Here is a 13269-nt window from a genome sequence, read left to right on the forward strand (position 1 = left end):
TAACTTTTAGCGCTTTGGGTCAATTATTGCTGATTTAAAAATTTAACACCTAAAAAAACTCGCGCTCGATCGAAAAAACTGCGTCCCCTTGAACTTGAAGGAGAAATGTAACTTCCTATCGCGGATTTTGGGTAATGTTTGACCTTGACACAGTGAGACTGACTTTGTCCTCCGATCCCTCTTCCCCAGGTTCCCAATTTATTGTAGTATGATAAAAACAATAAAAATAATCGGAAGGGGGCTCCCAATGTCTAGTAAATTCAAAACCTACTATAGTCCGGCTCGGACTTTATGTTTGAGTGATGGGATCATTGCTATTGCCATCACGTTGGCGATTTTGAATATAAACTTGCCCAACTTGCCAAAGATAGAAACAGTTGGGGCCATTTTGGACTATGTATATGCTTGGGACATCTCTGTTTTTAGCTATCTTATTTCATTCTATATCATTGCCTATTGCTGGATAGCCCATCATGCATTGTTTCAGAATATCAAACAGCTAGACATCAACACCTTGTGGATTAATTTTCTATACCTGCTGATGCTTACCTTTATTCCCTACTCTTTAAAAATTGTTGCCGGTAATTTGAATAGCGTAGTAGCCGAAGTGCTTTTCTCTCTGAACCTTGGCTTGGTTGGTTTATCACTCTGGTATCTATGGAATCAGTGCATTCGGAAAAAGTTTTTGAATCAAGCGACAACGACATCTGATGAAATGATGAGCAATCGTCTTATGACGGTGACGCTTCCTGCCGTATCTGTTGTGGCCGTCGGGGCCGCATTCATTGTTCCCGGGTATTCCTTTTATGTCTGGTTAGCCCATCCCGTGGCAAATTTTCTGCTTAACAGATACAGTACCCCCAGAAAAATAGTGGATTATATTACGGAACACGATGGGGCTGCGCCCACTGAACAAGCAAAGATATTACCAACGAATCAAAGCAGACCCCCAAGTAAGGCCACCCCCCAGAGCATCGAGTAGAACGAGCTGGTTTTGCTTTATTTTGCCTTCATCAACGGCTTCGGCAAGGGCCAGGGGAATAGAGGCGGCAGATGTATTTCCGTGCCGCTCTACGGTCATGATGACTTTATCCATGGGAAAGTTGGCCCGCTTAGCTGTGGCTTGAATAATGCGTGAGTTGGCTTGGTGGGGAACAAACCAATCAAGGGCCTCGGGTCCAAGATTGTGCTCCTTAAGGGTTTCTTCAACCACTTCTGCCATTTTTTCGGTGGCATGGCGAAAGACTTCACGGCCCTGCATCTGAACAACACCAGTGGTTTTCGTGGTGGAGGCCCCACCATCGGTACAAAGAATATCGCTATGGCGCCCATCCGAGTACAAGTGGGTCGAAAGGATGCCTCGATCCTTCACTGTCCCCGCGCCCTTTTCGGCTTGCAGGACAACGGCACCCGCACCATCTCCAAAAAGCACACACGTGCCCCGATCATTCCAATCAACGATCCGTGAAAATGTTTCAGCGCCCACAACGAGGGCTGTCTTCCCCTGCCCTTGCTGTATAAAGTTGTTGGCAACGGCTAGAGCATACACAAATCCGCTACAAACAGCTTGGACATCAAAGGCAAATCCCTGGGCCATTCCAATTTTGTGCTGAATTTGAGTGCCCGTTGCGGGAAAGGTTTTATCTGGCGTTGTCGTCGCGCAAATAAGAAAGTCGACCTCTGTGGGCTTTATATTGGCAGCCTGGAGCGCTTTTGTTGCGGCAGCAGCTCCCATATCTGATGTGCATTCGCCTTCGGCTGCAATGTGGCGGGACCGAATCCCTACCCGCTGGGTAATCCACTCATCAGAAGTATCAACCATTTGTGCCAGATCATCATTGGTAAGGACCTTTTCGGGCAAATAATTGCCACAGCCCGTAATGATGGCTCGAATTGTCATATGGCCTGAACTTTCTGTGCTGGCGTTTCAATTTGAGCTCTTAGGGCATCCAGGGTCTTCAGATCCTTTTCAATATGCGAATTAAAGCCATGGGAAACCATATCGATGGCTACGCTTATAGCGTTGGAAAAACCCTGAGCATCGGCGCTGCCGTGACTTTTAACGGCTACGCCATTAAGCCCTATAAAGATGGCTCCATTGTATTTACTAGGGTTGGTTCTTTCTCGAACAGCTTTGAGAGCTGGCGTTGCAAAAAAACAGCCGATCTTGGCAAAGAAAGAGCTTTCAAAAGCGCCTCTGATATAGGAACGCACTAGGCGGGCTGTGCCCTCCAGGGTCTTTAAGGCGACATTTCCTGTAAAGCCGTCGGTAACAATTACATCGACAGTTCCCTTGGCAATGTCGTCTCCTTCCACAAATCCGTGGAAGTTGACAAGAGAATGGGCTGACTTAAGAATGCTAGCGGCCTCTTGAAGACTTGGCGGGCCTTTTAATTCTTCTTCTCCCACATTCAGGAGCCCAATGCGGGGCTTTTTAATCCCCATGACGTGGGTGGCGTAGGTTGCGCCCATCAGGGCAAATTGAACGAGGTTTTCTGCGTCACACTCTAGATTGGCTCCCAAATCGAGCAGGACAATCTCATTTTTGAGGGTGGGGACGTGGGTGGAAATGGCGGGCCGGTTAATGCCCGGAATTGTTTTGAGGAATATCTTTGAAAAGGCCATATAGGCCCCCGTGTTTCCAGCAGAGACGACCCCATCAGCTTTTCTAGCTTTAACCGCCTCGACGGCCAAATGCATGCTGGATTGGCGGGCTGTGCGCAAGGCTACCGATGGTTTCATATCATCGGGAACGGAGATGGCGGTGTGATGGATTTCACAATGATCTTTAAGCTTTGGCCATTTTTCCAGCTGAGCGCGGAGCTCATCCTGATCGCCAAAGACAATAAACTGAACGTGTGGATAGCGTTCAATGGCAAGGTTCGCTGCTTCCAAAACCGTTTCAGGTCCTGAAACACCACCCATACCATCGAGAGCAAGCGTTAATGTTTTTTTCAAAGGAATATGGCCTAAAAATTGCTCAATCTAGAGAGCTTCAGCCTCTATGACTTCACGTCCCCCGTAATAGCCGCAAGAGCTACACATATGGTGGGGTCTTTTAAGCTCACCGCAATTGGGGCACTCACTAAATGCGGAGGGCTTTAATGCATCATGGGATCGACGCACATCTCTCTTTGACTTAGAAGTTTTCTTCTTTGGAACTGCCATGGCTACTCTGTCCTAATATCTTACAATAATAATAATCTCATCGCCTTCACGGCACTGGATTTGTCTAATATCTCAATTCCCCACCAAATGCAAGCAAAGTTGTTCAAGTCCAGCATTTCCGGGGGAGGAAGAATCTCAATAGTGTTGTCATTTTCCATTGCACGTTAAAAATGACGAAAATCGGTTTTAAATTTGCCTGAGATTCAGGTTGCCGGAAATTCAGGAGGCATCGGAAGATGCTGCAGTTTTTGGCTCGGTGGAAGATTCATCGGTAGATTGACCTTCATTGGACTGTGTTTCTAATAGTGGTTTGATCTCTTTAAGAAATTCCAAGAGTTTTTCATCATATTTAAGGCGGTATCTTAGGTGTTTGAGCCTATCGTTATTGGGCTTCGTTTTTGATTCAGACGAGGTAGTGCCAGTGTCGCTGTGAAGGGTGCTTGCCATATTTACAAGATCCCTCAGGGAGAATCCTGTAAATTGGCCACAAGTCATAACAATGTCTACGTTTGCACCATTTTCGACAAGAGTATTAGCTAAGGAAAGACGATTGAGTTCTAAAGCATGTGAAAGAGGCGTATGTCCTTTAAAATGTCCACTTTTAAACACATCATTTATGTTGTCACCATGATTTAAAAATGCCAAAAGAATTTTTTCCCCGTATATTGGATAACCTTCTATAATTTGTTGAAAAGGGCTTCCATTAGTTACGTTTTCGGTTTCCAACACCCCAACTCTTTCATTCTCATCGTGATCTGCACTTATCAATAAAGTTTGCATTGTAGAACTGTAGTAGTCTGAGAGGATCGATTTACGAAGTAATAAATCAAATGAAGTAGAAACGTATGGGGAATGATATCCACAAGCTTCCAAACTTATTATTGAGGCTGGGTTGTGAGTATGTTTGGATTGTTTTTCATTGAGCATTTCTGTAAGTTTTGTTTGAAAATGTGAATCATTTTCCGGGACAAAAATTAAGTAGTCTCTCCCATCTCTTGTTTCCAGTTGATCACTGTTGGACATTCTATCAGACAGTTTTGGTACGTGTGATACTCTTACATCAATAAAATCCTCTAACATTTTTTTAAATGATTGTTCATGATTAGAAGGCACAAAGACTTTGCCAAATAGAGGAATTTCAGAAGACACCCTTATTTTTTGATTTGCATTTTGACCGTGTTCTACAAGCAGACTCACCATCTCATGCATTTGCACGGGATCATTAATTTCTTCTATCGCGATCATAAGTGGAGAATACCCATCATATGGTCCTGTAGCTTCCATTTCTTGAGGTGCACCATTCTCTAGGAGATATTTAACGGATTCAGGGCAACCTGCGACGATTGCACGATTAATTGGATTTGCGAGATGTTCGGATGGGTTTATATAGAGGCTACCGTAATTGTCTATAGAGATACCCAAATGAAGACGTATTTTGTCGACTATTTCATTAATTTGGGAAAAGTCATTTTTTATGTGAAGCTTAAGGACTTCTTTTTTGCTTTCAAATGTAAATTCAAATTTTTCAATAAGTTACTTATAGTTTTTATTAATAGGTCTTGAAGATCGTCATCCAGATTTTTAAAAAAGAAAGTGTGCTTTTTCATTAGGGGCCTCGATGGTTCTGTAATTCTTACCCCTGACTGATTAAGTCTTTGCAAAACGGGAAGACTATTTCTCATGCTAGAGGCAAGCAAGAGAGCAGTAACACCCGCATAAGAACCATCTTGGGGGATAAAATCAGGGTTAGCTCCGTGTTTTAAGAGCGTTACGGCATTAATAGGTTCATCCTGGAGCATGCAAACGAATAAAGGTGTTAGCCCCGCATATCTTTCTTTAGTGAAGACTTCGTCAATTTTTGCACCTCGTGTTCTGAGCAGTTCTGCTGCCTCCTGTTGGTCACAAGTAAGAGCATATATATATGGAGAAATAAGCTCTCCAGTGTACAAGGAAAATAATTGTTCATCAACGTTTAAAGTATTAAGAATCTCTTTATCATTACTTTCGATAGCCCAGCTCTCAGCATGGGGGGGAGGTGAAATTTCTTGTTCAGGATATGAATGTTGATGACGCTTTTGAAGGGGGAATATATCAGTTGCTCCGAAAAACATACCAATATGAGGAGCGAAAGCATTTTCAATAAATTTCATGGCGACTTTTTTAGCAATGGGTAGAACGACCTTATCAAATGGATTTTCGTCCATATTGCCCGCGACGTACAAGTGTGTCGAAAATTTTCCACTTTGCGTTATCTTAGGCGTCAACAATAGACGAAGTTGACTACGATCGACAATGTTGAACTGCTCAGACAGTTTTTCTACGGCTTTTGGCCCCTTCTTCATAGCAGAAAGAATTGTGTTTGGGTTGGCATCCTTTTTTTCATCGTGAGAAAGTTTTAACTTCCCTCCACCGGAAACAGCAGCGTAAGCATTTTTTTCTAAGCAATTTTCTGGTATAATCATTTGAAGCGGGGCACCTCCTTTGTTAGCTTCAATTAGTTTAGATTCGAGGGCTTTATATTCATCCATGAGTGCTCTAACGTCTTGTTCCGAAAATGATAAATGACGCAAAAATGATTCTATCTCATCATCGGAGACATGCATGTCGTCCCATCCGCCTAAGAATCGGGACAAAGTAATCCCATCACCGCCTAGTAAATATGCTAGAGCAGAAATGGCTAATTTAGTATAAGGGCCCCGATAATTTAAACTGTCCCTACCTTGCTTTTTCACTTCCTTATATAGAGCATCTATTGAAGTAAACCGACTGAATTCATGGTCCAGTGTCCTTAAGGTGGTTACTCCTAAATTGGTTTCCATTAAAATGTTACGGATATGGCTCAAAAATTGATACATCAATGCAATGTTTATGCTAATGCCATGATAAGCTACATAATCATGGGGATGTTTTTTCTCTTTGATCGCTATATCTGTAAGCTGAGTTCTGAGGTCAGAAAGATCAAAATCTTCAGGATGATTTAAGTAACGCTTAATATCAAACTCTTCTTCCAAAAATAACTTTAAGTCTTTTGCATAGTCACCTGTGGCTTTTTCTCCGAGAGCCATTTTGATGACAGTCTCCGTTTGTGTCCAACTTTTCCCTTCTGACTCAGAAGTGCTTCTTTCTTCATTTTGAGAGCTGGAATAACTGCTAGCAGCCTCTTTGTGTTGCAAATTCGAAGATTCACTCGTACATGGTTGGTTCACTGAGGCGTTTTCGGAGTTAGACGCCCCTTCAAGTTCCAGTCTTGAAATTTCTATGGTTTCTTTAGCATATTCATCTTCAATTGTAAGGGAGGGAGAACTCTTGGTGTGCAGGGAGGCATTGACAGTGGTTCCAGCTATTATTTCCTCTAGTCTCAACTGAGCATCTGGAGACCTTAAAAGGTCCGCAAAAGGAAGGAAAAGTTGTAATTCTTTTTGAAAGGTTTCTGTTTCGGAGTCTCCCCTGCATGTAAAGCTCACATGTTTTTTGTGACGCACTGCTTCTTTTAGTTCTGGCAGTAAAACCCACGTGAAATCGATCTGCTCGCTGTCTTCCGTTGTTTGACTATTCGGACTATCGGCTGAAATGAATTCCTGAGACTGGAAAAAAAACATCCGATAAGTCGTCTGGCTGCTGCTACTATCTTGTTCAAGCGTATGAGAGTTCGCACTTGTTAACTCTTCAAGAGGAATGGCAATAATGTTAAAGCTTTCCTCACGAGCCTCGCGTATTGCGGCCTCTTCGTCAGTCTCTTCAGGGTCCCTGAGTCCTCCTAAACTTCCATGAGTACCTTCCCCTTCACCGCAGGCGCGTTTCGAAACAAGTGCCCAAGAACGTTGTTCCGAGTCTACGTAATAGAAAAAAACACCTGCTGCACCTGCATCGGCTGATGAAGAAGGAGCTGGGGCCGCAAAAACAACGGAGGGGCGTAGAATACTGAATATCACTACGCACACGACAAAGCGCTTAAATAAAAACATGATCAAAAACCTTCCGAGACAATATTATGTCTATTGCCTTCTTTTAATCATCAAAAAGAATAAAGTCAATTAAAGTTTAATTGAATACAAATATGTTATATTTATTTACTATTGTTAAATAATTTCGTTACTTGGCTTCTGCTTTACTTCCCAGAAAGTCCCTCTTGGATGCGTTTGGAAATCCACGAGTTTAAGCTTAGGCCGTCTTTTTGGGAGGCTAAAACGGCACATCGATGAAGTTGAGGAGAGAGTCTCAAGTTGAAGCGCCCTGAAAAAGGCTTTTCTGGAGAGATATTCTTCTCTTTACAAGCGAGAAGATATGTTTCAACGGAGTTTCGTAGCTCCTTTTTGAGCTCCTCAACAGAATTGCCGTAAAAGGTAACAACATCAACGATGTTATTGACCTTTCCAAAGAACATATTAATCTCTGGATCAAACTCGATTGAGACCGTGTACCCTTGTGTTCCATTAGTGTTGCCATTTATAGTCTCCTTCCAATATCCACTTTGCGCACTTCCGATATCCACTTCACGCAAAGAAAAGAAAAATCTTAACATTTGAGAATTTTTAAATGTTGCAAAAAATCACGCCTATGCGTTTTTTGCACGGCCTTTTGTTTTTATGGATCCCGCGCTCATAAGGAATTCTAGGGGCGCGCCTGCGGCTTGCCCATAATTCCTAATGGCCGGGAAGACGACAGTGGGGAGTACGTTCTAGCATCCTCTCAAGTCTCGTCTTCCCGGAGCCTAGGAACTCTAGACGAACCGGCGTCTTAAGCCGGTGAGTCTTAGAGTGAGTTGGCATCGCGAGATTCAGATTTCAGTAGTAATAGAACAGACTTCAGCAATATCTCCGCATCCACACCCTCCCCCTCTACCGAGGGTTCAAGTCGGGCAAGCCTTCGGAGGATTTGTTTTTAGCACCGGATTGTTTGGAGGCTGTTTGCTTAATGACTTTTTGAAAGTCCACTTTCCAAGCCACAATGTCCACTTTCTTATTGGCATACAGGGCCTCGTCCAGTTTTTTGAAAAGTAGTAAGACAAAGTCTTTGTCCAGATCTGGTTCTTGAGCCAATAGAACATCGGAAATCTCGCGGAGGGAGGCATTTGTGGAGGTGCCCCAGTGATCACGGGAATACGCTTTCAAAAATTCTTGCAACTCAATGAGATCTTGGATGGAGTTAATTTTTGCAATGGGGAGCTTGGCCATTTTCTTAGGGCTTTTTGTTTCTCTTCTCTTCATGGGGTGTGGGCGTATTTGTGAGGCTCTATTGTTTTGACGGTACATTCTTACGCCCCAAGTGAAGACACCGATGAGACCCAGCAACAGAAGCAATATAACAATATGAAGGATGCTTTGGGTCTCTGGCTCAGCTTTTACAGCAGAGGCGGGTTCTCTACTTGTTTCCGTTTCCGTAATGGTTTCTTCGACTAGCTGTTCTGGTTCTTGCGCTTTTTGTTCAGGCTCAGGACGCTCTATGGATCCTGCTTCTCCAGGAGCAATCGAAATGGTTTTTGCCGGCAGGATTGCCTCGGCAAGGCGGTTGTTCTGAATATCCCACCAGGGCACTTTGATTTCTGGCAGGGTTAATTCTCCGTCTTTCCTGGGAATAAGAGTATAGGTCGCGGTCTTCCAACCATGTATGCTCCCCTCTTTCACTTCTTGCCCCGTAACAGGCCTGTCTTCATAGACTTTAAAATCGGGTGTCTCCAATTGGGATTTCAAATCTGGCAACTGGCTGCCCCCGATCCCTTTTGCCAAAATGGTAATGGTGCGGGTGATAGGTTCTCCCACCTTGGCTTTTTTCTCGTCTGAGAGCATGTCCGATAACTCTAAAGATGTTAGGGGAAGCCATGGGTCCATATTTGTTGCCGCAGGACGCACTTTTACAACCACTTCATTGCTTTGCTTGACGAACGGCTTATAGTTCCTGGACGAAAAGGGATCAAGACCCGCAAAAATATCAAATCCAGGAAAGTCATCGAAGGGCGAGCGCCGCCTCTTTTTGCCTTTTTCTTTGGACACTACCTGCCCTTGTAAGGTGATGGGGAAAATTGTGAAGTTTCCAGCTTTTAGAGGTGTAACCAGATACTGAACTTTCACGACCGTTTGGGTCTCTCCATCGATCATTTCCCTGTTCGATTGCGGTTTCCCCAGTTGCTCAATAATGGCATCAGTGACACTTGGAGGGTCCAATTGAAGATTCACTACATTGGGGCCATGAACAATGCTTACGGTATAGACGATGGCCTGATTGATGTAAGGTTCCTTTTCAGATACCTGTGCTTCAACTGTCAGGGAAACCCCTTCTTTTCCTTTTTCAGGGGCATTGGTTTTGCTCACCGAAACTTTGAAGGGCTGGGTCGTCAAAGTGCCTTCAGATGTTTCCATGGATATGGATGGGATAGAAATGTCTCCATCCCCCTTTGGGAGCAATATATACGTCCACGAAGTTGTCATGGACTGGGTCCCATTAATAAATTGAATGTTGGAAGCCTGGCTTTGCCCCGCAATTTTAAACTTTTCCAACAGTGGGTGATGATCTGGTTGCCCTTTTGCAGAAGCGTCCTTTAGGGAAAGAATGAGCTCTATGGTCTCCCCCAGTCCTACTGTGCTGTCATCAACAGTCGCAGTGAAGCTTCCTGCGTGCAAAAAAGTGGGAATAAAAATTAAAAGAGCTGCTATAAATTTTACCATGGCCGGAAAGGTCCTCCTGCTTTATTTTTACCGCTTTTTTCTTCATATTTGAATTGTTTTTTGAGAAAATCTTTCGGATCACTCTTTAATCGGTTCAGCCATAGGTCCGCATTGATGTCGGTTGCCGTCCGTTCTGGCTTTGATTCTCTGCCCTGGGAAGGCGCTTCTTGTGGTTCCGAAGCACTTTCAGGTTTTTCTTGCTGTCCCTTTTTTTCTTCAGGACGTTCAGAAGATTTCTTTTCTTCTTTTGATTCTTGCTTAGAAGCTTGGGGTTTGTCTCCCTTCTTTTGCTCCTCTGTCTGCTGTTCCTGTTTATCCTGATTCTCTTTTTCTTGATTCTGATTCTTGTTGTCCTGGTCAGCAGCTTCCTTGTTTGGCTCAGATTTTTGTGAGTCGTCCTCAGATTTTTGATCTTGTTGGGATTCCTCCTCTTTTTTAGATTTATCACTGTCTTTCTCAGTGTCAGACTTCTTTTCTTTGTTGTCGCTCTGGTCTTTTTGTTGATCGTCTTGTTGGTCGTTTTTGTCTTTCTGTTGATCCTGTTTCTTGTTGTCTTGTTTTTGTTGCTCTTGCTGTTTTAAGAGTTCCTGAGCAACCTTGAGATTATGGGCAGCCTTTTCATGGGAGGGATCCTTCTCCAAAAGTGTCTCGTAGGTCTTGATGGCCTCTTCGATTTTATTTTGAAGCAGTTCAGCATTTCCCAGATTATATTGCGCATCCTGACTTCTTTCAGGGCGCTGTGACGCCCGGAACGACTCTTCTGCGCTCGCGTAATCACCAGCCCTGTACTGGGCGACTCCCTTTCTGTAAACATCATCAAAGGACTCTGCTGCTTTTTCATAGTCCTGTGCTTCAAAGGCAGCTTTTCCCTGTTGTTCCTTGTTTTGAAACCACTGGGCAAGGCCATCTGGAATAACGGATTGGAGAGAAAAAGCGGCGGCATTCTGAGCGTTTAATGTCAGCATCAAAATTACCGGAAAAGCATACTTACGCCGAAACCAAGGAAGAATAAGGAACAAAACGGGGATGAGAAACAGATAAAACTTTTCTTCCCAGATGCGGTGAGTCCGTTCAGTGGATTTCTCCCCCTCTTTCATTTTCATGGTTTTAAGGATTTTGGAGGCATTTTCCTGTAGGGGGCCCGCTTGGAAATACTGGCCATTCCCAGCCTGTGCAAGGGCCTTCAATTTCTGGGCCTCAAGATGAGTAATGACCACTTTCCCTCGTTCTTTGTGAAACCCGCCCTTGCCACTGGGGACAGGGGCTCCTATTTCGGTGCCGACGCCCATAGTGTGCACGCGTACGTCCTTTGGAAGAGTCTTGTCGATGAGATCTTTCATATTATGTTCATCAAAGTCGCCATCGGAAATGACCAAAAGGGATTTGTTGGTCCCGGGAATGGCGTTCAAACTTTCGGCGGCCATTTGAAAGGCAGGCATAAGGCGACTTCCTTGTACGGTTACCAATTCGGTCTCTAAGGAAGGCAATAGATGTGTGATCGTATCCATGTCATCTGTGACAGGATTAATCATATGGGGTGTGGCGGCAAAGGCAACCAGACCGATTTTAACATCTCGGTTTTTGTCTATGAGATCCTGGATTTCTTGTCGGGCTAGAGCTACACGGGAGGGCTTTACATCTGCAGCATCCATGGACTTGGAAAGATCTAGCAAAACAATCATATTGGCGTCCGACTCGAAGGTCTCTACGTCTCTATAATTCCAGCGAGGCCCCGCCATGGCTATAATAGTTAACGCCCAGGCAAGTGACCACATGGTAATGGCGGGCCAGGATTTTCTAATATGTTTGGGATTCTCCTTTAACAGATGGGGCAGCAAGTGCTCATCGGCAAAGGCTTTTAGCTTTTGGGTGGAGGCTGCGCCCTTATAGAACAAGGCGTACAAAAGCCAAAGCGTGGGCAAAAGGATGAATGCCCAGAGCCAGAGTGGATTTAAGAAATGAAGTTCGGCGAGGCTAGGAAGCATTTTGCCTCCTAACGACCAACGGAGAAACCGCAATGACTAAAAACAAGAGCAATGCTAATCCCAAAGGAATGTGAAATAGAGGCGTTTGAATCAAGTATTCCTTTGTCTCGGCCTCGGATTTGGTGAGGGCGTCGATCTTCTTGTAAACATCTCCGAGCAAGGATGTATTGGTGGCTCGGAAATAGCTTCCCCCGGTAATGCTGGAGATCTCCTTTAAGAGGGGCTCATCTAAGGAAACATTTGCCATGACAATTTGACCATATCGATTGGGGAATGGAACAGCACCGGTACTGCCCATGCCAATGGTATAGATACGAATGCCGTATTCTTTTGCCAGTTTGGCGGCTTCAATGGGGGGAATGCTTCCGGCATTATTCTCGCCATCGGTTAAAAGTATGAGAATGCGGGATCCTTCGGGACGTTCGCGCAGATTCTTAACGGCCAGTCCGATGGCATCTCCGATGGCAGTGGCCCCTCCTGCCATGCCGGATTCGGCATTTTCGAGCATTTTTCCAACAGACAGAGTGTCTTGGGTTAGGGGAATTTGCAGATGGGCAAACTCTCCAAATAAAACCAATCCAACCCGATCTCCTTGTCGCCCTTTTACGAAATCGCTGACCACTTCCTTTGTGGCGTCTAAACGACTGACTCGGGATACTTTTGTCGAGAAGTCCAAAGCCTCCATGGACTGTGAAATGTCAACGGCCAGCATAAGGTCATAGCCATAGCTTTTCGTGTGGCTATACTTATCCACAAGTTGTGGCCCCATGAGCGCCCCCACAAGTGAAATCCACAGCACATAAAACAGCATCGTTTGCCATGAGAAAAAGCGGCTTTTGGCAAGAGTTGTTTCCTTAAAGGATGCTTTGAGGCGTGCTAAATGGGGATAGAACAAGACGGGGAGGTTTTTTTTGGCTTCGGGTGCCAAGAATAATACGAGAAGAGGAACTGGCAATAGGAGAGCAAACCAAGGGGCATCGAACATAAACATTAGCGCACCCACCTTTTCGTTGCCTGAATGAGTTGCTGAAGCTCCTTTTTGTTGCCTTTTTGAGAGGCTGGGGCATAGGGCAAGGAAATCAGTGCCCTCCCCTTCTCTTTCCAATCAAAGTTTTTAGGATCGTTTTGGGTGAGCCATTGAAGCCAGCGTGTCCCCTCTAGTCCAGCACAGGATTGGCGACCAAATCGTTTTATGGCCAATCGCTTGAGTGTTTCCGAGAGGTCGGCATATGTTTCCTTGGTGGGATTGGCCTTTTGAAGAGAATCCAAATGACGGAGAATTTGCCGTTGCCAGCGGTTCTTCCAGAATTTTCGTAAGGCGATGGCGAGGAGAAGGCCTAAGGGGACAGCGACCAAGAGCGCTAACAGGAGCCACCAGCCAGAGGCCAAGGGCCACCAGGAGATAGCGTCGAGGCCTTCGATGTCTTTGAGTTGGCTAAGCAGATCGTTCACAG

General features: G+C 44.7%; 11 protein-coding genes. 1 reads left to right on the forward strand and 10 read right to left on the reverse strand.

All coding sequences use genetic code 11. From position 1 onward, the window contains the following. Positions 1-247: 247 nt before the first annotated feature. Positions 248-982 carry a DUF1211 domain-containing protein gene (locus HOL16_00765; GenBank protein ID MBT5389229.1) on the forward strand — a complete coding sequence of 245 codons (735 nt, stop codon included), beginning with the start codon at positions 248-250 and terminating at the stop codon, positions 980-982. Here the strand turns inward: HOL16_00765 and HOL16_00770 are convergent. The 10 genes from HOL16_00770 to HOL16_00815 all read right to left on the reverse strand — a co-directional run bounded on the left by HOL16_00770 (position 926) and on the right by HOL16_00815 (position 13267). Next, positions 926-1900, reverse strand: coding sequence for a ketoacyl-ACP synthase III (locus HOL16_00770; protein MBT5389230.1), 975 nt, complete (start codon positions 1898-1900; stop codon positions 926-928). The two genes, HOL16_00765 and HOL16_00770, sit on opposite strands and share 57 nt — an antisense overlap. After that, on the reverse strand, positions 1897-2958 hold the full coding sequence (gene plsX / locus HOL16_00775) for a phosphate acyltransferase PlsX (GenBank protein ID MBT5389231.1): 1062 nt from the start codon (positions 2956-2958) through the stop codon (positions 1897-1899). Before plsX ends, HOL16_00770 begins: the two co-directional genes overlap by 4 nt. A 27-nt stretch (positions 2959-2985) precedes the next feature. Next, positions 2986-3168 carry a 50S ribosomal protein L32 gene (gene rpmF / locus HOL16_00780; GenBank protein MBT5389232.1) on the reverse strand — a complete coding sequence of 61 codons (183 nt, stop codon included), beginning with the start codon at positions 3166-3168 and terminating at the stop codon, positions 2986-2988. A gap of 219 nt (positions 3169-3387) precedes the next feature. Then, entirely contained in the window at positions 3388-4590 is a 1203-nt protein-coding gene (locus HOL16_00785; GenBank protein ID MBT5389233.1) for an ankyrin repeat domain-containing protein, read from the reverse strand. 50 nt (positions 4591-4640) lie between these two features. Continuing rightward, positions 4641-7133 carry an NUDIX domain-containing protein gene (locus tag HOL16_00790; GenBank protein MBT5389234.1) on the reverse strand — a complete coding sequence of 831 codons (2493 nt, stop codon included), beginning with the start codon at positions 7131-7133 and terminating at the stop codon, positions 4641-4643. Positions 7134-7276: 143 nt separating this feature from the next. Beyond that, positions 7277-7690: a type II toxin-antitoxin system HicB family antitoxin gene (locus HOL16_00795; GenBank protein ID MBT5389235.1), complete on the reverse strand. Its 414-nt coding sequence runs from the start codon at positions 7688-7690 to the stop codon at positions 7277-7279. Between the two features lie 316 nt (positions 7691-8006). Then, positions 8007-9830, reverse strand: a complete 1824-nt coding sequence (locus HOL16_00800) for a protein BatD (protein MBT5389236.1) — start codon at positions 9828-9830, stop codon at positions 8007-8009. Then, the gene (locus tag HOL16_00805; protein MBT5389237.1) at positions 9824-11815 is read right to left on the reverse strand and encodes a VWA domain-containing protein; all 1992 of its coding nucleotides are present in this window, start codon (positions 11813-11815) and stop codon (positions 9824-9826) included. The genes HOL16_00800 and HOL16_00805 overlap by 7 nt, the downstream gene beginning before the upstream one ends. Then, on the reverse strand, positions 11805-12806 hold the full coding sequence (locus HOL16_00810; protein MBT5389238.1) for a VWA domain-containing protein: 1002 nt from the start codon (positions 12804-12806) through the stop codon (positions 11805-11807). Before HOL16_00810 ends, HOL16_00805 begins: the two co-directional genes overlap by 11 nt. Further along, positions 12806-13267 (reverse strand): DUF4381 domain-containing protein, encoded by a 462-nt coding sequence (locus HOL16_00815; GenBank protein ID MBT5389239.1) that lies wholly within the window; start codon positions 13265-13267, stop codon positions 12806-12808. Before HOL16_00815 ends, HOL16_00810 begins: the two co-directional genes overlap by 1 nt. Positions 13268-13269: the final 2 nt, after the last annotated feature.

This window comes from Alphaproteobacteria bacterium, from assembly GCA_018662925.1.
Taxonomy (GTDB): domain Bacteria; phylum Pseudomonadota; class Alphaproteobacteria; order 16-39-46; family JABJFC01; genus JABJFC01.